Raw genomic sequence first — 20,001 nt, 5'->3', positions numbered from 1 at the left:
TCAATGCGCTTAAACTCAGAATCAGGTATGCCAGACATTGAACAGTTTTTGCATGAGACACGACGAATTTCACCACCGCTATCTCTGCGACGCAATGCCCTTATTCAAGACTATGAGGCTGACTATCGCTATGCACTGACCGACCCCGAAGGTTTCTGGGCTGACATTGCCGAGCAGCTTTTGTGGGAAAAAAAGTGGGACAAGGTTTTAGAGTTCGAGCCGCCTCATCACCGCTGGTTCATCGGTGGTAGAACGAACATTACTCTCAATGTCTTAGACCGGCATATTGTCAATTACCGCCGCAACAAGGTCGCACTGCTTGCAACCTCTGAAACTGGCAAAGAAACGCTGGTTACATATGACCGATTGCTGCGACGCGTCTGCCAAACTGCGAATGCTCTAAAAAGCATCGGCGTTGAGAAAGGCGACCGCGTGCTTATTTGTCTGCCGAATACGCCCGAGGCCGTCTATGCGATGCTGGCGTGTGCGCGCATTGGTGCCATCCATGTTGCGGCGCAAACGACACTGGGCGTGCAGTCACTCCGCCACCGTGTGCACGATACGGAAGCTAAAGTTGTCTTCTGCGCCGATGTAACCTACCGCAATGGCAAGCGCATTCCAATTAAAGGCATTATGGACGATGCAATTGCCAATGCTGAATCCGTCGAGAAAATTATTGTTTTACGACGCGATGAACCAAAATTAGACCTCTCATCGGAGCGCGAGATTGACTTTCATGAATTCATAGATGGACAGCCACAGTGGATTAACCCTGAAATTGTCGAGTCCAATCACCCACTCTTTATCCTTTACACCAGCGGCACAAGTGGCGCTCCGAAAGGTGTTGTGCACACGCATGGCGGCTACATGGTTGGCACTTACTATATGGCACAAGCAATGTATGACCTCAAGGAATACGACATTTTCTTCAACACCGAAGATATTGGTCGAATTCTGGGACATAGCTTCATTGTATATGGACCGCTGCTGAACGGGGCAACCGTCATGATGCGAGAGGGTGCAATTGATTATCCTTCCATCTATGCATTCTGGAAACTCATTGAGCGGCACGGTGTCAATATCCTTTTTAGCTCCCCCCTCACGCTGCAGACTTTTATGAAGCACGGTACGGAGGCCATCAAGAAGTGCGACCTTTCTACCTTGCGACTGATTGCTTCGTCTGGTGGTTACTTGGAAGCTGATGTGCACGAGTGGGTGCAGAAAAATGTGCTTGGTCGGCGTGGCTGTGTGTTAGACAGTTGGTGGCAAACGGAAATTGCCGCGCCTGTGTTAGGCGATTTTCTTGCCGCCGATGTAAAACTCGGCAAAGTTGGCAAACCGATGCCGGGCGTTGTGCTGGATGTGGTCTCACTACAAGATGGCAAGACAGTACCACCGAACACTAGTGGTTTGCTTGTGCTGCGCCAGCCTCTTCCGCATTTGATGATTGGTATTTGGAACAATCCAGAACGCTATCAGAAATACTGGAAGCATGTGCCCGGGTGTTTCAACACAGGCGATGCGGCTTTCTACGATGAAGACGGTTACTATTGCGTGATGGGTCGTATTGATGATGTGGTCAAAGTTAGCGGTCAGCGCCTTGCAATGACGGAGATTGAGAAGGTTTTGCAAACTCATCCTGCAATTGAAGAAGTCGCCGTGATTGGTGTGCCCGATAGGGAACTTGGCGAGCGTATTAAGGCTTTCGTGGTGCTTAAGCCCGGTCACAAAGCCACCGACTCCATGCGCTCAATTTTGCGTGACTATTTGCGACGTGAGTTAAACGCAAGCGCTACTTTAGGTGAGATTGAGTTTCGCACCACCCCCTTGCCTCGCACGCAAGATGGCGCAATTGCTCATAACCTTTTGAAAGCAGAATCATCACAAAGCAAGTAGCGCGTTTCTTGCTTTGTGCTGTCAGGCAGCTTACAACTTGCTCCGGTCGCCTTCTGGGGCATAGCTGAAAAGCGCAGGTGGGCACTTCATTTATCTCTCTTCTGTTCCTGCTCCTTGCCAAAACGATATGTCGCGGTGAGTCAACCCTTCACTTTACTCCGAGCCGCTTATTTTCTGCTGCGGTGGGCGCAGCTCTGAGGCTCGAATACTGCGCGTCCAGAGTTCTTTACCTGTTTTGTCGTGAACAGAAATGGTCAGCACTCGGTCGCCACGCGTGCCCGAAAATTTCAGCAGTGCAAAATTGCGCTCTTGAACCAAAGTGCCCGGCACACGCAGTGGATTTGCTTCGCTCGCCGCCCCTGCAAAGACCCCTGATGTGAGCGGTGAGCAAGTCAGTTCATACAGCGGATAGGTGCCCGCACGCTCTAATTTTGAAAGCTCTGTAAAATGTCGGTCGCCTGTCAGAAACATCACTCCCGAAATTCCTTCCTTTGTGATGGTTTCAATTAAGCGCTGACGTTCCTGCGGATAGTTCGCATATGTCTCATACACAGGCAGCGGATTGAGCACCTGTCCGCCAATGACAATGAACTTAAATGTAGCTTGGCTTGCCGTGAGTGCATTGATAAGCCAATCAAATTGCTCCTTGCCTAAAATGGTGCCTTCAATCGTTTTACGTCCTTGCGGGGTGCGGTAGTAGCGGTCATCCAAGAGAAAAAACTCTGCATCGCCCCACTGGAACTGCGTAATTGCACCCCGCATTGTGCCAATGCCATATGAGGGATTTCCCCAAAAGAGCTTGAAGGCTTCTAATGTCATTTCTTTGTTCCAGAAACTGCCATCGCAGTCATTTGGACCGTAATCGTGGTCATCGCAGATGGCGTAGTGATGGGTTGATGCTAAAAGGGGTTGAAGTTCGGGCAAGGAGCGCGTATGCGTGTAACGGTGATATATCCCTGTGCGTGTGTTCCAGTCTCCCTCGCGCAAGTAGATGTTGTCGCCTAGCCAAAGCATTATATCAGGGCGCTTGTCGTAAATGGACTTGAAAATCTCGTAGCCTTCTCCGTAAGGTTTGCCTGGCCGGTCAAATTCTGGCTCGTTGATATACGCACAACTGCCCATTGCTACCGTAAAATCCGGTGGGTCAGTTCGATATTGCCACAAAACCTGCGTTTGAAACTCCATCGGGTAGGGGCGCACGACTTTCTGACCATTGATGTAAAGCTCATATTGATACCGACGCCCGGGCAACACCTTGTCAGCAATTAGCGATGCAGTATAAGCTCTCTCCTTCGTTGTCTCTACCACATCGGTCTCAAACACCTGCTTCGGATTGTTTTTGTCCCAATACTTAAACTGCACCCGCGCTGGCGACTTGGTCTGCACCCAAAGCAACACTTCTCGCATATCGGAGTAGCCCAACATCGGTCCAGATTGCAGCAGACTCGCTTGTGGAAAGGCTGCACCAGCCAAGAGAATGTAGATAAGAAGCAGTAGAACAAAATGAGGTATGTGGCGCATTGTCAATATCGCTATTTTCTTGTGCAAAGATAAAAAGGTGAAACTAAATCTGCTTGGAACAATGTAAGTTGTCTGCTATGATTGCAAATTTTAGCTGCTAGTTAGGCTACCTGCTTCCAGCTCCTATGGTAAAAAGGCTGGCAGTCAGTTCGCCTTGCTTTTTCTGTTCATAGCTTCGTTCTACAAGCACTACATCTCTTTGCAGAATGACACGCTCCGAAAAAGTTCGTGCTGCACTGGCTTATTTGCAATCGCATTTGCCACAGATTCCAACTGCAGCGGTTGTTTTAGGCTCTGGATTAGGCGACTTTGCCTCATCGCTTAGGGTTCATAGAACGCTTTCGGCTGCTGATATTCCACACTACCCCGTGCCTAGCGTGGCAGGGCATCAAGGTCAGCTTATTCTGGCTGAGTCTTCTGGCACACCGGTTCTGCTGATCAAGGGGCGCGTGCATCTCTACGAAGGGCATACGGTCGAAACAGTTACATTCTATGTGCATTTATTGGCTGCGCTTGGGGTGCAGACGCTTTTGCTTACTAATGCAGCAGGTGGCATCAATCCGCACTTTAATGCTGGTGACCTTTGCCTTATTTCAGACCACCTTGATTTGACTTTTGTCCGCTTGCCCAGTGATTTGCATCGGAATCGGTATGCGCCAATCTATGACCGTTCCCTTTCTGCCGCTATCTGGCGTGCTGCGCAGCAAGCTGGTATTGCTTTGCATCAAGGCATTTATGCTGGTGTCTTGGGGCCAAGTTACGAAACACGCGCAGAAATCGAAATGCTACGACGACTTGGAGCTGATGCCGTTGGTATGTCGACAGTGAAAGAAGCCACTGTTGCCAAAGCATTAGGACTGCGTGTAGTGGCAATTTCACTCATCACCAACAAGGCTGCGGGACTTAGCTCGGAAAGACTTTCCCACGATGAAGTGCAGCGTGTTGCAAGCGACTCTAAGCAGCACTTTACTGCGCTAATGCATGCCGCTATTCAACGCCTGAGTGCCCCTGTTGACACACTATGACTTGCAGAAAAGAAGTCAAAGACGATTCGTACTCCCGCGCTGAACCAAAATGGCAAGATCGTTTTGCCACCGATGCCGCTTCCAATTGTGCCATCAATCTGAAAGAAATCGCTAAAAAAATGTCGGAATCCAACCTGATAGGAAACCCCAGAGCCGGGCACATATGGGTCGCCCGAAAAAAGCTCTCCGACAAGGTGAAAGCCTCCAATGGTGCGGATTTGCGTGCCAATTCCCCACGTGTTAATTAGCTCGTTTCTACCTTCCACATTGAGATAATTCATTCCCAAATTACCGTGAATTAGCACAGCATCACCTTCACCAATGGACTGGGAGACAATCAGAAAGCTAAATGCCCCATAGCCCGGTGGCTGCAGCACCCCGTGTCCGTATGGCAAAAATGTGCCAATCACCAGACTGACGCCCGGCCACCCGTTTGCTTCATAACCCCTGAACAAGAACTTTGTTTGCACCAGTGGCACTCCGACTGAAAATCCCTTTGTGGTTTCATCGACGAAGGGAAATTCTTCAAGCTCTGCTTCTACCAGCCCTGCGCCAATTACGCCGCCCAATGTGAGTTCCAACCACTCGTTTGGGCCAAATGCAAACAAAAACCACTGCTGAACAGTCTCTTTATCTTGGCGATACCACGATTCCAGTTGCGAGAGGCGTGCTCCCACAACTCGTGCATCGTCGGTAATGAAAGGGCGCACACGTTGCACCAGATTGCTTTGAATTTGTGCGTTTAGCACACTGCTCGTAGCGAGCCATAGCAGCAGCGCCAGATGTAGAAACTTCATCAGGAGCAGGGAAAGCTGGTTTTTGTTGCCGCCTTTTGGCTGCGCAAAATACAATTTATGCCTCGCAATCTCGCCTCAGCCACGCAGTTTATCTAACAAATCATTCAGCGCGGTCGCTTCCTGGGGGGTTATGGTTTTAAAGAGCGACTCTGCATCGTCAATTTTTGGATCTAACTTTTCAAGCAATGCTAAACCTTTCTTTGTAATCAGCAAATCCAACTTTCTGCGATCTGCCTGACACTCCTTGCGCACCACCAATCCTTTTGCCACCAGCCTACTTACCAGACGCGACACGTCAGATTCTTTGTCCAGCATTCGCTCCTTGAGCAAAGTCAGCGATGAGGGATTCGGATACTGTCCGCGCAGAATGCGCAAAAGATTGTATTGCTGCATTGTAATGCCAGAGCCTTTCAGCTTGGCTTGAATCTTAGGAATGAGCCAGTGAAATGTATAGACCAAATTTACTTGGAGTTTCTGATAGGGGCAGCGAAACGTTTTCTGCTTAATCTCGTCTTCTAAGCGCATTTTTTTGACGAAGGTCGCATTTGCCAGTGCTTTTAGCGTGCTCCAAACCCAGAAAAAGCGTGCGAGCCGTTCAGTTTTTTCTCCTCGGAGAGGGCAATTTGACGAAATTCTGTTGGGCACATATCCAGCCAGCGCATCTATCTGCGCATTCCAATCCACCGTGCCGCATGGACAAAACGACCGTGCGCCCGACGGGATTCGAACCCATAGCCTTTGGCTTCGGAGACCAATGCTCTATCCAGTTGAGCTACGGGCGCAGCCAGTTAAGGTAAAAAGCAAATCTATGCATCTTTATCATGCTCTGCAAACAAGGCGCGGACGGTCTTCGTTTTTCTGTGAACAGTCCCTTGCTTACTCAGTAAAGTAAAGCAACGTGATGACGCCGAATTGTCCCAAGCGAATGGCTTGCTCTATGCATCCTGCATCACGCAACGCCGTATCTCGCAGCGATGGAAACCATATACCTGCAGTTACCTGTGCCGAGAAAAAGCCTTCTGCAGGCATGCGCGCGCCCATCAAAGCCCACAAAGTTGGCGAGTTTTCAGGCAGTTTATTAGCTACGGAAATTGGGGGTGGTAGCTCTGCCAAAAACTCATGATGCGATGCCCGTAGCCAGACCAGTCCCTGTGGAAATGTCCATTTCATCACCAAGCAAGGCACGATGCCTACTTGCGCATACCGCAGTGCTGTGCTGGTGACAGATGTCTGGAAGTGCTGCTGCAGTGCCAAGATACCTTTCATTCCCAGCGAGCTTTCTTGGGCAACTTTCGTAAAGTAGGGCTTTGGCATCAGTAGGTTAGAGGCAAACCAGTCTGCTTCGCGCTCCACAAGGTTATCGGACTCATACTCGCACACTGAAAGATGCGCAGGAGCAAAACCTGACTGCAAGGCATTGCGGTGCTCATCAATAAAGTAATGCCCAAGTTCATGGGCAATCGTGAAGCGTGCGCGTGCAGAATCATATCGCCCGACCCGACTAAGGTTGCAGTAGATATGAAACCGCTTGTTGTAATACTCCAGCATTCCATCGAAGGCGTTTTTGTAGTAGCCAAAGCTGTGGGTGATATTCTTCTGGCGGGCGATACTGAGCAGGTCAACTCTGCCGTTGCTGCCGTATTCTTCGGCAATAAATTCCGCCAGTTCGGCAATTTCGTCGGCGCGAGAAATGGTGGTATCAACTGAAAAGGTCTTCATAGCCCTTGCGCATTTGAAGTTTTGCTTCGGCAGCTGCACGGTCACGACGCATCTGCTCTTCGACTTCAGGTGGAACAGCGCCACCTTCTCGTGCTGCACGCGCCATTTGCTCCTGAATTTCTGCACCAATTGAACGCCCTGCCGCTTGGTGACGCTTTTGCAACTTAGCAAGAATTACATCAGGCGACTCAAGCACCTGCGGCAAATGGATTTCATTTGCCTTCCGTGCTGCTCTGAAATCTTGCTCATCTTGCTTGAGTGTCTCGTCGCTAATCGGCTCAATCCACTGCATTTCAACCATGGTGCGATAGATTAGCGCATCAAGGTCGTCAGGCATGTTGGATTGCGAAGAATGTTTGTTCATAGCTCGTGAAACGGATAGGTTAAAGACAGCCGTGTTGCTCCAGATAGGCTTGGATTTTTTTTCTGGCTCGACTTAAAATTTTGCGAATGTTCTCCGGCGTGGTTTGATACCGCTCCACCAACTCCGCAATTACCGTCGATGGCAGCTTTTTGCTTGGTTCATACCACTGGTAGATTGTGCGCACAATATCTTGGTCTCGCTCTGGCAAGCTGGCTATAGCTTGCTGCACCAGTTGCATTTTCTTTGACAGCTGTGTCTCTTCGCCAGAATCTTCTGCCGCGATGAACAGATTTTCTGCGCCTTCTGGCAGCGGCTGCGTTACAATGCTCTGGTTACGGCGCTTGCGGTCTATAAAAATGTTTGCCATAATGCGTTGCAGCCAGCCTTGTGTGCGTCTGCGTCGCTCATCTTCTGCAAGCTTTGCCTCTTCACAGAAAGTGTCAGCTCGCTCAAAGACTCGCACGAATGTCTCTTGCACAAGGTCACATATCTCGTCCTCGCAAAGCTGTGTGCCATATTTTCGCTTGCATATAAAGAACACATACTCGATATAGCGATTGTAAAATGCGGCAAATGCGTGCTCAGACCTCGGACTTCTCTCGGCAACGATTTGCAACAGCTCGCCATCGGTCTTGTGATGCATTTCTTCATTAAAGTGCGGATTGGTGAGTGGTACCATCATCGGGGCTTGTTTTGAGGTTGACGAAGTCGCTCTCAAAAAGTAGAAAGGAATATATGCTTTCCAATGCGAACTTACAAGTTGCGACCCTCTTGACCCTTTCAGAGAAGCCCCTCAGCGTTACTTCGGCACATCTTACTCACCGAAAAATAATACGCATAACCGTTCCATCTTTAGCTCATCATCACGGTTGCAGCAAAGGAGGGCACCGCTTCTATGAGCCGCTTATCTTCCTCGAGCTGCGCTTTTAGGGCTTCAAGGCTGGGGAATTTCTGTTCATCGCGCAGGCGCTGCAGCAGTTCCAGCGTGAGTGTAGCGCCATAGAGGTCGCCACTGAAATTCAAAATGTGCGCCTCAATTTGCAGGCGTGGCAAGTTAGAGACAGTTGGGCGGTAACCGATGTTGACCATTGCGCGATATCGCCCTGTCGCCAGACTGACATCTGCTGCATAGACGCCGATATGCGGAATGAGCTTTATCGGATGACTTATCTCCAAGTTCGCTGTTGGAAAACCAATCAGACGTCCGCGCCGTTCACCGTGCACAACCTTGCCAGTTAAACGATATGGGCTGCCCAGTAGCAAATTTGCCTCACTCAGCTGCCCTGCGGCTACTAATGCCCGAATTTGGGAGCTGGAAATATGTCGCCCGTCCAAAGAAAATTCCTCTACTACCTCCATCGTAAAGCCGTGTTGTTGCGATAGCTGCAGCAGTGTTTGCATTGTGCCCTTTCGGTCTTTGCCAAAGCCGTGGTCGTAACCAATCACCATGGCAGACAGCCCAAACTCGCGCAGCAGAATTTCTTCAACAAACGCTTCTGGCGACAGTTCAGAGAAAGCTTTGGTGAACTCCACAACGATTAGTGTATCAATCTCCAGCGTAGAGAGCAAGGCAATTTTTTCTTCTGGTGTGCTTAGCAAGCGCAATGGCTTTGACTCTGGCTTTGCCACTATGGTGCGTGGGTGTGGCTCAAATGTAATGACCACTGAACGCAGTCCTTCGGACTTAGCGCGTCCCAGCAATCGCCCCAGCAAGTGTCGATGCCCCAAATGCACGCCATCAAATGCACCGATGGTAATCGCCGATGAACGCGCCGCAAGGGGTGGCAACACTTCTCCTTGTTCAGTCAAAAGCTGACGATGTCGGTAATGTAGGATTTGCATCTTACAGTTGTCTTTCCTGAGATTCTGCGGACTGTGCGCGCGGCGCAATATCTGCCAAAATTTGCTCAATGGTCTGGGCCTGCGACACCTCAAACCTGCCTATGCGTTCACGACGCAGCGCAACCAAATACCCTCCGACACCCAACGCATTCCCAAAATCATTTGCCAGCGCTCGAATATAAGTGCCCTTCGACACTCGGCAGCGGAAGAACACCAGTGGTAAGGCAATTTCAATAACTTCAAATTCATACACTTCAATTTCTCGGCTTGGACGCTCTTCAATTATCTCTCCTGCTCGTGCAAGCTCATAGAGCCGCTTGCCATTATGCCAGACCGCTGAATACATTGGTGGTTTTTGCTGCATCTTGCCCGTGAAACGCCGAGCCGTTTGCAGAATGCACTCTGGCGACAGGTCAGAGAGCGGTCTGTGGTCATACTCCTCTGTTTCACTGTCGTAGCTAAGGGTTTTTGCCCCTAATTTGATAGTGCCTGAGTAGGTTTTGTCTAAGGTCTCCAGTTGCGGTAGCTGCTTTGTGGCTTTGCCTGTGGCAAGAATCAGCAGTCCTGTAGCTTTTGGGTCGAGTGTGCCGCTGTGCCCTACTTTGCAGCGATACCCTGCACGGGTATAAGCATTACGCACTTTCGCTACTACATCAAAGGATGTCCAGTTGAGGGGCTTATCAACCAGCAGCAAGCGGCTTTCGCACTCAGGCAGGTATGTTGAAGATTGAACTGCACGCATTACTACGCCTACATCGTCGAGCTGCCAGAAGAGTTTTGATTCGCCTCACGAATGAGCATTTCCAAGCGCGCTGCCCGTTCAGGGGTATCATCAATGTGAAATTCCAGCTCAGGCATACGCCGAAACTGGTTGCGGATACGCATAGATAGCTCCTTGCGGAAAAAGCCCTTCTCCTTACGGATGTGAGCCAGCACGGACTGCGCCATCTCTTTGCTGCCTAAAACCGAGAGGTAGATGTGTGCAATACTCAGGTCGGGTGAAACTTTCACGCCTTGAATCGTTGTCAGGGCGCCGTTGCGTGGCAGTTCTTTCTGAAAGATATCGCTTAGTTCTCGCTGAAGCAGCTCAGCCACTCGCTCTGTTCGGACTGACATAGTGGAAACTCCTTATTCGGGAAACGTTGGCAAGGATTGCCCCTGTCTTACCGCGTTCTTACTCTACCGTCAACTTGCGTTTGGTTTCGACGGTTTCAAAGATCTCTATCACGTCGCCGACTTTGATGTCGTCGTAGCCTGAAAGTGTCAGACCGCACTCGAAGCCTGTCTCGACCTCCTTGACATCGTCTTTGAAGCGTTTGAGCGAGGATAGCTCACCTTCGTAGATTTGCACGCCATCGCGCAGCAGTCTGACCCGTGCATCACGGCGAATTTTGCCTTCCAGCACATAACACCCTGCCACATTGCCTACTTTGGAGATGCGGAAGACTTCCCGCACTTCAGCCATACCCACCAACTTTTCAGACACTTCTGGCGACAGCATTCCTTCAAGTGCATCTTTGACTTCTTCGAGCGCATGATAGATGACGCTGTAGAAACGAATGTCAATATTTTCCTGCTCTGCCAAGCGTTTTGCATTCAGGTTCGGGCGCACTCGGAAGCCGATAATAATCGCATCGGACGCAGCGGCTAACAACACATCGCTCTCTGTGATTTGACCTACGCCTTTGTGGATAATTTCCACATTGACTTCATTGGTCTGAATTTTCATCAAGCCATCTGATAGCGCTTCAATGGAGCCGCCCGTGTCAGCCTTGAGCACAATGCGCAGCGTTTTGACTTGTCCGCTCTGCGCTTGCTTAGAAATTTCGTTGAGCTTGACACGTGTCGCTTGACGCAGTAGCTGTTCACGACGAATGAGCTGACGGCGTGTGGCAATTTCGCGCGCTTCACGGTCAGAAGGCATGACATTGAAGACATCACCTGCCTCTGGTAAGCCTTCAAAGCCTAGCACGCGCACGGGTTGAGAAGGATGAGCTTCCTCGACACGTCGTCCACGCTCATCTAACATCGCACGCACACGCCCATAGACTAACCCTGCCACAAACGGGGCACCGACCCTTAGCAAACCGGTCTGAACTAGCACGGTTGCTACAGCTCCTTTGCCTTTATCTAACTCTGCTTCAATGACGACCCCTTTCGCCAATCGATTAGGATTGTAGTTTGCTTTCAGATTCATCAGATCGGCTTGTGCCAATACCTTATCCAGAAGTTGGCGCACACCGATTCCCTTCTTGGCAGAAATTTCTTGGCACTGCACTTCGCCGCCCCATTCTTCGACTACTACACCGTTTTCTGCAAGCTGCGCACGAATCTTATCAGGATTAGCCTCAGGCTTATCGATTTTGTTAATCGCCACCACAATCGGGACGCCAGCAGCTTTGGCATGGTTAATTGCTTCAACCGTCTGCGGCATCACATTGTCGTCAGCCGCCACAACCAAAATGACAATATCTGTTACTTGCACTCCACGTGCGCGCATTGCTGTGAAGGCTTCGTGTCCGGGCGTGTCTAAGAAGGTAATCTTTTCGCCGTTTTCAAGCGTTACCTCATATGCGCCGATGTGCTGGGTGATACCGCCTGCTTCGCCGGCCACTATATTGCTCTGGCGAATGTAGTCGAGCAGCGAGGTCTTGCCATGATCGACATGACCCATAATTGTTACCACTGGCGGACGCTTAGCCAGGTCTTCGGGTCTGTCTTCTTCGGTCTGCGCCTGCGTAGCTTCGACATCAGAAATAAATTGAATCTCGCGTCCGAATTCCAGTGCAAGCAGTTCCATTGTTTCCCGATCGAGACGCTGGTTGATGGTAATGAGCTTGCCCATTCGGAAACACTTTTCAATCACTTCTTTGGGGGTTACGCCTAGCAGGTCAGCAAATTCGTGTGTTGTGGCAAACTCGGTCACTTTGACAATTTTGTCTTCCGCAGCCCGTTGTGCCGCCTCGAGTTCCATTTTCTCCTCCCGCTCACGACGGCGCTGTTTGCGGAATTTCTGACGCGATGCTACCTCACCGACTTCGCCTAGCATTGTTTCACGAATGTTGCGCTCAATGATTTTCTCATCAATCTCATGGCGCTTATGGCGTTTTTTACCGCGCCCTTCCAGTTTTTCTTCCGCATCGGCTACTGCTTCCTTCTTGGAGGGCTTAGCAGGTGGCTCTGTCGAGTAGACTTCCTGCTGACGTGGCGGCACAGGTGGTGGCGGCTGAGTTTTTTTCGCCTCAATTGGCTTTGGCGCTGGCTGCGCTTTTGGTGCAGAGCTTGGCACTGGTGCTGCCTTTGGCGTTGTGCTTTCTGTCAGCTTAGATTGCTCACGCAGGTCACGCGCTTGCTCACCAAAGCGTTTCTTCTTCTCCTTCTTTTTCTTCTTTTTGAAGAGGTCAATTTCGCCTAAGACACGCAAGCCCCCTACATTTTCAGCTACGGCAAATTTACTTGCAATTTCCGCTTGCTGACGCTCAATTTCGCGTTGCAGCTCGGTTCGCGTGTCAGGTTCTGTTTTCTGCACCAGCTCTTCGCTTAGGCTCCCTGTTAGCGCTGTCGCTACTGCAACGGGCTCTTCACTTGATTGCTCAGACGCACGTGTTGGCTCGCTTGCCTCCACCTGAGCCACATCGGCTGTGGGTATTATGGTCTCCGCAGGCAAGTTTTCACTTGCGTCTTGCTCTTTCGGTTGAGGCTTTTCTTCAAGCTGCGCTGCTGGTGTCGCCGTTGTCTCGCTGGGCGTTGTAGCTACAGGCTCGCTCTTTGTCTCTTGCGTTACTTGGTAAGCTGCTTCTCCATTGACTGGAGTAGCCACAATTGCTAGCTCCGCTTGTACCACACTTTGAGCCGCAGTTTCATCTGCAACAGTCTCCGTTACAGCTTTTTCCGACACTGCTTCAGCTACTTTGTCTGCTGCGGCTGCTACAGCTGGTTCGGGTGCGATTTCTGGGACAGGCTCACTTGCTGTCGTCGGGGCAGGTATTTCGCGCGGTGGCTCAGGTGCAGGTGGTGGTGCTGGTTCAGGCTTGGGCTTTGCTACTGCAACCCTTGGCCTGCTTTCTTTTATCGGCGTCTCAACCCTTGCCTCTAAGGCTTTCTTCTTCTTTTCCTTTTCTGCCTTGAGTTTGCGGTTCGCATCGCTTTGTTTTTTAGCGTCGCTAAAGTGCTCCAAGATGAGCGCCCGCGCACTTTCTCCGACCTTTGTAGATGCAGAGGCCACTTTGATGCCGTTCTGCCCCAAGAACGCAATTAGGTCTTGGGCAGAAATCGCCAGTTCCTCAGCAATGTCAGCGACTTTATACTTCTTTTCTTCAACCGTCTTATTGTCTTCGCTCATCTTGTCGTCCTTCCTTTCCGCAAGTGAAAATTAGGTTTTATTAAGACTAGTCCTTCGTTTCAGATTGGGTAGAGGATTCGGTGAGTGCCGCACTTGCCGACTCCGTCTCAGCGTCTTGCTGACTTTGTTCGGTTGTCGGCTGGTTATGATGCGGCACATCTCCAGCCTCATGTTCAAACTCTTCTTGAAGTGTTTTGTAGATATTTTCCGCGATGCGACGCCAATACTTTCGCTCTTCCTCGCTCATTACGCGTGTTTGAGCCTTATTTCGCTTGCTGTCGAAGAAGGAGTCTTCCCGTTTTGGAGAAAGAATCAGGGCGCGCTCGATTCCATCAACTCCTGCTTCCAGTGCCTTACGAGCTGTATCTAAGCCACTGTCTAAGAGCTGATAGATCATATCATCTCCAAACTCCTCGCGGAACGCGATGATGTCAATGTCGTCAGAGTCTTGCAAGTTTTTATCCAGCTCTCTATAAATCTCAATCTCAAAGCCTGTTAGCTTTTCTGCAAGATGTATATTGTTGCCGTTTTTACCAATTGCATATTTGATTTGGTCGGGTTTGAGCGTAACGCGTGCTTTTTTGTTTTTGTAGTCCGCAAAAATGCTCATTGGGTCAATTTTGGCGGGCTGCAAAGCACGTGCAATGTAAATTTGTGGCTCATCACTGTAGCTGATTACATCAATATTCTCGTTACCAAGTTCTTTGACGATGTTTTGAATACGTTTGCCACGATGTCCGACACAAGCCCCTACTGGGTCAATGCGGCTGCTGGTAGACTCGACTGCTACCTTAGCACGCTCGCCCGGCACTCGTGCAATGCCTTTGATAATAATTAACCCTTCTGCAATCTCAGGCACTTCAGCTTCGAAAAGCTTGCGCAGAAAGTTGTCGTCAGTGCGCGAGACAATCACGCGAATTGGTCCATCTTCGCGCTCTTTTTCAATCTCTGTGCCGTCTGGTTGTCGAATGCGCACTTTCTCCCGCTCGACTTTTTTGACATACAGTTTCATTCGTGGGGTCTTGCGTGGATTGTCTTTCGGCATTTTTTCGCTTATCGGCAAAATCAAATCCACCTTCTGATTCTTGGATGTGTTGTAGGTGAAAATGATTTCCTTCGGACGAATTTGATAGACTTCTGCCGAGACAATCTCACCGACCTTCTCACGACACTCCTCGTAGATTGCATCGCGCTCGGCATCGCGCATTTTCTTTTGAACCGCTTGCTTGATAATCTGAATAGACTTGCGTGAGAGATATTTTTCTAAGTCAATTGGACCTTCCTCGAAGGTATCACCCAGCTCAATTGAGTCATCAATTTTACGCGCTTCCTCATAGCTAATTTGAATTGTAGGGATATCGACTTCCTGCACCACCTCTTTCATAATATAGACTTCAAAATCGCCGCGCTCAGGATTGACGATAACACGTGCATTCACCTCTGGGTCGTAGTCCTTGCGGAGTTGCTTCTGGATGACCTCTTTGAGCAAGTCCGCAATATCCTGCTTCATACTGCTATCTGACGCTTTTCGGTCGCGGAGCTTTTCAGATTCTTCAATTGAGCTGAAAGCGGACTTAATCAGCGTCTTCTTATCTTCTAAAGTCGGCTCTGTTTTGCGCTTTGGCATAATCGTAGATGGTTCAAGTGAAAAATAGTCCTACAATTCAACTTGCACGACCGCTTCACGAATTTGGCAAAGCGGTATGTGAATGGTTTGCTTTGCTTCGGCTGTTGTTCCCGTATCCTTGCTTTTTGCGGCTCGTTTTGCTCTTTGGGCTATGTCAAGCACTATCTCCGCTCCACTGTGTTCTGTTTCTCGAACTGCCAGCAGTGTGCCCGTTACGGTCTGCACGCTTGCATCGGCTGATGCGTATCGCACCTGTAGGCGTCGACCAATATTTTTTCGATACTGACGCAACAAGCTCAGCGGACGAGACACTCCCGGCGAAGAAATTTCCAAGCGAAAATTTTCACCGAAAATTTCCTGCGCCTCCGCACTCCGCTCAATTTCCTCTAAGATTTGGCGCGTGAGCTGGGCGCACTCTTCAATGGTGATACCCGCATCGGTATCTGCATAGATTTCTACAATGTCGCGCCCATTCACGTTACGCATCACAAATTCGACTAGATAGACTTCCTTCTGTGGCGCAACGTGCGCGCCTGCTGCGTCCGAGAAACGCTGCAGTTGTTCTACAACCCACTCTTTTGCTCGCTCAATGCGAGACACTGTCGTCACAAGCCGTCTTTTTGCTTTATGAGAACAAAAAAAGTGGGATTTTCCCACTCCACATACGGAACACGGATAGTAACAGCCTTGCGCCGAAGATAGCAATCTTTCTCTTTTTTTTCAAATTCGTCTTACTTCAAAAGTGTTCAAAACCTCATCCTCTGCATTTGCTTACCATTTTGTTCTCCCCTTCGTGAAGGCACACATCACCCCAACGCTGCTCAGAGAGTGCCAAGCGCTGTCCTCAAATGTGCTTTCGATGGTGATTACCTCCTAATTACATTGTCAGCCACTTTCTTGCGCGTTTTTTTGCGCAATACATCTTTCTGCGGCAAGAGTGGCTCAGAGAGTTCGCTGATAATTTTAGCTTCCATTCGGCGGTTTTGAGCGCGTCCTTCTTCGGTGTCGTTACTGGCAATCGGTTCTTCCTCACCTGCGCCGCGCACGGTGATACGCCGCGCATCAATTCCCTTCCCGACTAAGTAATCCCGCACCGATTGCGCACGCCTTAGCGACAGGGCAAGATTATATTGCTTACGAGCTTTCTCAAACTGCAAACGCCGCTTTTCAAACTGCTCCATAGATTCTTTTGAGCCTTTGGGCTTTAGCTTGCCTTTACCTGTGTTATCTGTGTGTCCTGAAATTTCTACGACAAACTTCTCTCGCTCTTTGGTCTGCAAGAGCGCTACCAGTGTATCGAGCTTAAATTGTTCGTTTTTTGGGATTTGATACTTGTTCAGTGCAAAATTGATGCGCACTGCCAGCTTATCGCCAACTTTTGCAAGCGGCACAGGCTTGGGAGGTGGCTCAACTTTGGGCTTTGGTTCAACTCTGACGTGAGCCGCTCCTATCAACTCACCATAGCGATTTTTGGCACGAATGAGGTAGGTGGTGGTGGCACTTGGCCTTATGGTCCGAGCCCCCTTGACCGCCACTTTACCCAATTCTGGCTCAATGAATACGGAATCTGCATCTAAGGTTGTCCAGACCAGCAATGTAGAATCACCGTACTCAATTCGATTGCGCCCTACCACTGCCTCCACCACTGGCAAGGGATGGTATGCCACCACTGGTGCATAGCATTGCTCAGGTGGCAAAGCCTCACTCGGCTTAAAGAGACGGAAGCGCATTCCGACACTTACAGAGAACTGCTTTGCTGCACTTGGCGAAAAAAATCCCAACACATCTCGCGTTGCAAGGTCAAATGCTGCTTCTGGTGTGTCAAATGAGATGCCAAACGCTAAGGCTGGCAATTCATTACCCCCGATGCGCAATCCTGCTCGAATAGGGAGGGTTGGCACGGCACGCCACTCTACGCCAAATGCCACCAGTGGCATAGTGGTATTGCCAAAGTTCGTATTTACGCCTTGCACCCAGTCGAGCATTAGCGTTAGCGGCAGGTCGCTGTATTTCCTTAGGTCAAATGCGGTGCCTAAGCGGAGGACGGTAGGCAATGCAAAGCCGAATGGTGCTTGACTTGGACGAACGTGCTCAATTGCTTTGCGGAGACTATCAATCTCACGCTGGGTTTTCTGGTCATCAAATGGATCTGTAAAGCCTGTAAAACGAACAGTCGTATCCGCTAGTCGCTGCTGCACCTGACTGCCAGAGAACGACAGACCACCGATGTTATTCAAGCTTAGTCCAATTGTCAAACCGCGATAAACTTCTGCAGAAATGCCCACATCCACGCCGAATCCACTCCCCAGTGCCTCAGGTGATAGAATCACTGGGATTCTCTCTGGCACAGCAGCCGTCCACTGGTAACTTAGCCGCATTGCCAAGCTATCGCCCGTGCGCGAGGTAAAGATGGTAGACTGGTTATCCAGATGCGCAAACGCAAAGACTTGCACATATTTCAAGGCCAGTCCTGCATAGAAGTTTTGAAATCGAATAGACTCGGGCAAGCGAAACTCTCGTGCGTAGATAAGCGCAAACTCTCGATGCCACCAGCCCCTCAGGTTAGTTCCGCGTGATTCAATCGTCTGTCCCAGCAAGTTCGCATTGCCATTCAGCGCAAGGTCTAAGTAAGATTTGTTGATTGCAAGCCGCGTGCCAGCATAGTCTCGGACGGAGAAGCCGACTGCGCCAATGTTGTCGGAGATATTGAGCGCTATGCCAAAGAGCTGAATGTTTGCGCCTACATTCAGTCGCCACATATCTGGCACCTGCTCCAGAATTGCTTCTTTGTCTTGTGCTGTCCAAAACGTGGTCGTGCGTGTCTCTGGCACATTGCGGCTCTGCCGTCCCAAAAAGCGGTTGTAGCTTTCAATGTTGAAGGCATTGTTTTGCACCGATAGCCCAATCGGCAGAATAGAGAAGCTGAACCGACGTGGGTGATATTCAAAGGCGGCTAAACGCGCTGGATTTAACTCCATTCCCGGAATGGCGCCCAAGTATGCAGACCCTGCACCACCCAAAGAGATACTGAGCGTGTTGTCCACGCTGCTTTGCGCCTTCAGCAGCGCCGCATTCATGGCTAAGCAGAGCAGCAGTATCCAGCGGAAACTGTTGTATCGCACGGCAGGTATTAGGGATTCTCACCGCTGATGCATTTGCAGCCCCTTTTCTTGCACCGCTCGCTGCAAATTTTTCAGCTTTCGGTGTTTTGCGAATATACGCTCTTTTGCGCGTTTTCTTCCAAAAGAAGCACTGCCTTGCAACTCTTTCTGGCTAACCAGCGTCTTTTAGTGCTGATATTACGGACGCAAGCTTACTCCTTCACTCGGCGTGCTTTTCGCCGTCTTTTTCCACACTGGTAACAAAGTAAAAATACAGTGTGCTTTTTTTGCAGACTTGTCCAGAAATTCTCGCTGATTGGGCTTCAGTGTGGCTAACATGGCGGGTATTTTGCCACGCTCATAGTGATAGAGTTTGTAGCCCGACAGTCGCTCTTGCATCGTCTCGCCCCATGTAATTTTCACGCCTTCCGCTGTGGCGGTGGCGCGCACATCTGCGGGCGGCACAAGCGGCAGTTTCTTGTACTCTATGCGCACAGGCTCACTCATTGCGCTCTTTGACTCAAATCTGCCAAGCGCCTGCACAGCGTATTCATAGACGCCAAACTTCGAGAGTGTTGTATCAATGAGGTAATTTTGCTCCGCCGAAAGCAGCGAATCAAAAAGTGGCTTGAAGTCTGTCTTTCCTTTCGGCATCACTTTGCGTCAATAGACACGGTAGCCTGAAATCGCATCGTCGTAGGCGTCAGCTCCAGCCAGAATAGACTCACGGTCTTTTGAAACTTGCCGTTGGGTTGCGTGGCAGACAGTCCCATCGGCGTTGGTAAGTCGAAGGCAATTGCTGGGCGTGCGTAAAGTGTGTCAGAAAAATTGCTGAGCACGTGGCTCTTGCTTTCGGCGCGCACGGCATAGCCGTAAGACTGCCGTCCGCTTAGAACCAAAGCGGAATCTATAAACACGGTCTCTTCAATCTTTGCAAGTGGCACTAGTCCAGAGATGAGCCGAAGTGAGTCGCCGTAGCGTGCATTGCGATAGATGCGGTAGCCGATGATGGTCGGGTCGCTCGTTTCAATGCTAAGCTGCACGCCATTTTTGATGCCTTCTGCTTTTACCAGACGTGGCGGCATTGGTGGCAGTGGGTTTTCGTAAATACCAAACGCCATCGCACTGGGCTGAGAACGCTCACCAAACGGACCAGTTATCACCAAGAGGTAGAAATAGCGCTGCATCGGTTCGGCGCTTTCGTCAAGGTAGGTGGTTTGCGTGGGCAGCACGGTTGGAGTGCGCTCAAAGCCTTTTTCGGAATCAGTGCTGCGAAGAATGTCCACGCTCACGACATTGGTCATGCTTATCATTCGCCACGAGAGTGGCAAGCCTGCAACGCTGGGTGCGTTCAGCGCGCGCAGGTTGTCAGGCAAGGGAATCTGGCGACAGTCAAAAGTGGTGGCAAACACGGTGTCGGAGGGTGCGCCCGTGTTGCCGTAGTCATCCTTCGGCACAATGAAGTATTGGTAATACTTGGACTGTGCAACCATTGAGTCCATCAGTGTGATGATAAGGCTGTCCCATCTTGCAGATACGCGCTCAATCGTATAGGCAGCATTTATCGGTTCGAATGCGCCATCACCTGCACGTCGAAACGCATGAATGCCAAAGCTTTGAGTGCTCTTTGCAGCACAGCGCAGCGTGATTTGATCTTGAAGTTCATATTTGTTGATGAACTTTGGCGCAATAGCAAGCGCTTGCGGGTAAGCGACACTTGTTGAGACAACTTGTGATTTGGCGTTGCCGTCTGGGTCGCAGCGAGAG

General features: G+C 50.1%; 17 protein-coding genes and 1 tRNA gene. 2 read left to right on the top strand and 16 right to left on the bottom strand.

What is annotated here, in order from left to right:
• Nucleotides 1-27: 27 nt before the first annotated feature.
• Nucleotides 28-1,896: an AMP-binding protein gene (locus NZM05_08345; GenBank protein ID MCS7013620.1), complete on the top strand. Its 1,869-nt coding sequence runs from the start codon at nucleotides 28-30 to the stop codon at nucleotides 1,894-1,896.
• A gap of 153 nt (nucleotides 1,897-2,049) precedes the next feature.
• Here the strand turns inward: NZM05_08345 and NZM05_08340 are convergent, their stop codons facing one another.
• Nucleotides 2,050-3,417, bottom strand: a complete 1,368-nt coding sequence (locus NZM05_08340; protein ID MCS7013619.1) for an alkaline phosphatase family protein — start codon at nucleotides 3,415-3,417, stop codon at nucleotides 2,050-2,052.
• Nucleotides 3,418-3,623: 206 nt separating this feature from the next.
• Here NZM05_08340 and NZM05_08335 point away from each other — a divergent pair, with 206 nt between their 5' ends.
• Nucleotides 3,624-4,442 (top strand): purine-nucleoside phosphorylase, encoded by an 819-nt coding sequence (locus tag NZM05_08335; GenBank protein ID MCS7013618.1) that lies wholly within the window; start codon nucleotides 3,624-3,626, stop codon nucleotides 4,440-4,442.
• Here NZM05_08335 and NZM05_08330 read toward each other — a convergent pair.
• From NZM05_08330 to NZM05_08260, 15 genes are all read right to left on the bottom strand, one after another.
• Nucleotides 4,409-5,239, bottom strand: a complete 831-nt coding sequence (locus NZM05_08330; GenBank protein ID MCS7013617.1) for a hypothetical protein — start codon at nucleotides 5,237-5,239, stop codon at nucleotides 4,409-4,411. The two genes, NZM05_08335 and NZM05_08330, sit on opposite strands and share 34 nt — an antisense overlap.
• Before the next feature lie 75 nt (nucleotides 5,240-5,314).
• Nucleotides 5,315-5,923 carry a MarR family transcriptional regulator gene (locus NZM05_08325; protein MCS7013616.1) on the bottom strand — a complete coding sequence of 203 codons (609 nt, stop codon included), beginning with the start codon at nucleotides 5,921-5,923 and terminating at the stop codon, nucleotides 5,315-5,317.
• Between the two features lie 24 nt (nucleotides 5,924-5,947).
• Nucleotides 5,948-6,021: transfer RNA gene (locus NZM05_08320), tRNA-Arg, on the bottom strand.
• Nucleotides 6,022-6,115: 94 nt separating this feature from the next.
• Nucleotides 6,116-6,958, bottom strand: a complete 843-nt coding sequence (locus NZM05_08315) for an ImmA/IrrE family metallo-endopeptidase (protein MCS7013615.1) — start codon at nucleotides 6,956-6,958, stop codon at nucleotides 6,116-6,118.
• The gene (locus tag NZM05_08310) at nucleotides 6,939-7,322 is read right to left on the bottom strand and encodes a hypothetical protein (protein ID MCS7013614.1); all 384 of its coding nucleotides are present in this window, start codon (nucleotides 7,320-7,322) and stop codon (nucleotides 6,939-6,941) included. The genes NZM05_08315 and NZM05_08310 overlap by 20 nt, the downstream gene beginning before the upstream one ends.
• A 19-nt stretch (nucleotides 7,323-7,341) precedes the next feature.
• Complete coding sequence (locus tag NZM05_08305) at nucleotides 7,342-8,004, bottom strand: sigma-70 family RNA polymerase sigma factor (protein MCS7013613.1); 663 nt, start codon at nucleotides 8,002-8,004, stop codon at nucleotides 7,342-7,344.
• A gap of 170 nt (nucleotides 8,005-8,174) precedes the next feature.
• The gene (locus NZM05_08300) at nucleotides 8,175-9,164 is read right to left on the bottom strand and encodes a bifunctional riboflavin kinase/FAD synthetase (protein ID MCS7013612.1); all 990 of its coding nucleotides are present in this window, start codon (nucleotides 9,162-9,164) and stop codon (nucleotides 8,175-8,177) included.
• 1 nt (nucleotide 9,165) lies between these two features.
• Complete coding sequence (truB, locus tag NZM05_08295) at nucleotides 9,166-9,906, bottom strand: tRNA pseudouridine(55) synthase TruB (GenBank protein ID MCS7013611.1); 741 nt, start codon at nucleotides 9,904-9,906, stop codon at nucleotides 9,166-9,168.
• 8 nt (nucleotides 9,907-9,914) lie between these two features.
• Nucleotides 9,915-10,280 (bottom strand): 30S ribosome-binding factor RbfA, encoded by a 366-nt coding sequence (rbfA, locus tag NZM05_08290; GenBank protein ID MCS7013610.1) that lies wholly within the window; start codon nucleotides 10,278-10,280, stop codon nucleotides 9,915-9,917.
• 58 nt (nucleotides 10,281-10,338) lie between these two features.
• Complete coding sequence (gene infB / locus NZM05_08285) at nucleotides 10,339-13,506, bottom strand: translation initiation factor IF-2 (GenBank protein ID MCS7013609.1); 3,168 nt, start codon at nucleotides 13,504-13,506, stop codon at nucleotides 10,339-10,341.
• A gap of 46 nt (nucleotides 13,507-13,552) precedes the next feature.
• On the bottom strand, nucleotides 13,553-15,133 hold the full coding sequence (gene nusA, locus NZM05_08280; protein MCS7013608.1) for a transcription termination factor NusA: 1,581 nt from the start codon (nucleotides 15,131-15,133) through the stop codon (nucleotides 13,553-13,555).
• Between the two features lie 30 nt (nucleotides 15,134-15,163).
• Nucleotides 15,164-15,742 (bottom strand): hypothetical protein, encoded by a 579-nt coding sequence (locus NZM05_08275; GenBank protein MCS7013607.1) that lies wholly within the window; start codon nucleotides 15,740-15,742, stop codon nucleotides 15,164-15,166.
• Between the two features lie 257 nt (nucleotides 15,743-15,999).
• Nucleotides 16,000-18,255 (bottom strand): DUF5723 family protein, encoded by a 2,256-nt coding sequence (locus NZM05_08270; protein MCS7013606.1) that lies wholly within the window; start codon nucleotides 18,253-18,255, stop codon nucleotides 16,000-16,002.
• Nucleotides 18,256-18,432: 177 nt separating this feature from the next.
• The gene (locus NZM05_08265; protein ID MCS7013605.1) at nucleotides 18,433-18,888 is read right to left on the bottom strand and encodes a hypothetical protein; all 456 of its coding nucleotides are present in this window, start codon (nucleotides 18,886-18,888) and stop codon (nucleotides 18,433-18,435) included.
• Nucleotides 18,888-19,727, bottom strand: coding sequence for a hypothetical protein (locus tag NZM05_08260; protein ID MCS7013604.1), 840 nt, complete (start codon nucleotides 19,725-19,727; stop codon nucleotides 18,888-18,890). The genes NZM05_08265 and NZM05_08260 overlap by 1 nt, the downstream gene beginning before the upstream one ends.
• Between the last annotated feature and the right edge of the window lie 274 nt (nucleotides 19,728-20,001).

Source organism: Chloroherpetonaceae bacterium (assembly GCA_025056565.1).
GTDB lineage: Bacteria > Bacteroidota > Chlorobiia > Chlorobiales > Thermochlorobacteraceae > Thermochlorobacter.
The sequence above is the reverse complement of the archived record's forward strand: the minus strand, read 5'-3'. Positions and strand labels throughout refer to the sequence as shown.

Excerpts from the sequence above, each read along its gene's own strand:
- NZM05_08345 (MCS7013620.1), top strand. The coding sequence starts at position 28 with ATGCCAGACATTGAACAGTTTTTGCATGAGACACGACGAATTTCACCA.
- NZM05_08340 (MCS7013619.1), bottom strand. The coding sequence starts at position 3,417 with ATGCGCCACATACCTCATTTTGTTCTACTGCTTCTTATCTACATTCTC.
- NZM05_08335 (MCS7013618.1), top strand. The coding sequence starts at position 3,624 with ATGACACGCTCCGAAAAAGTTCGTGCTGCACTGGCTTATTTGCAATCG.
- NZM05_08330 (MCS7013617.1), bottom strand. The coding sequence starts at position 5,239 with ATGAAGTTTCTACATCTGGCGCTGCTGCTATGGCTCGCTACGAGCAGT.
- NZM05_08315 (MCS7013615.1), bottom strand. The coding sequence starts at position 6,958 with ATGAAGACCTTTTCAGTTGATACCACCATTTCTCGCGCCGACGAAATT.
- NZM05_08310 (MCS7013614.1), bottom strand. The coding sequence starts at position 7,322 with ATGAACAAACATTCTTCGCAATCCAACATGCCTGACGACCTTGATGCG.
- NZM05_08305 (MCS7013613.1), bottom strand. The coding sequence starts at position 8,004 with ATGATGGTACCACTCACCAATCCGCACTTTAATGAAGAAATGCATCAC.
- NZM05_08300 (MCS7013612.1), bottom strand. The coding sequence starts at position 9,164 with ATGCAAATCCTACATTACCGACATCGTCAGCTTTTGACTGAACAAGGA.
- truB (MCS7013611.1), bottom strand. The coding sequence starts at position 9,906 with ATGCGTGCAGTTCAATCTTCAACATACCTGCCTGAGTGCGAAAGCCGC.
- rbfA (MCS7013610.1), bottom strand. The coding sequence starts at position 10,280 with ATGTCAGTCCGAACAGAGCGAGTGGCTGAGCTGCTTCAGCGAGAACTA.
- infB (MCS7013609.1), bottom strand. The coding sequence starts at position 13,506 with ATGAGCGAAGACAATAAGACGGTTGAAGAAAAGAAGTATAAAGTCGCT.
- nusA (MCS7013608.1), bottom strand. The coding sequence starts at position 15,133 with ATGCCAAAGCGCAAAACAGAGCCGACTTTAGAAGATAAGAAGACGCTG.
- NZM05_08265 (MCS7013605.1), bottom strand. The coding sequence starts at position 18,888 with ATGCCGAAAGGAAAGACAGACTTCAAGCCACTTTTTGATTCGCTGCTT.
- NZM05_08260 (MCS7013604.1), bottom strand. The coding sequence starts at position 19,727 with ATGGTTGCACAGTCCAAGTATTACCAATACTTCATTGTGCCGAAGGAT.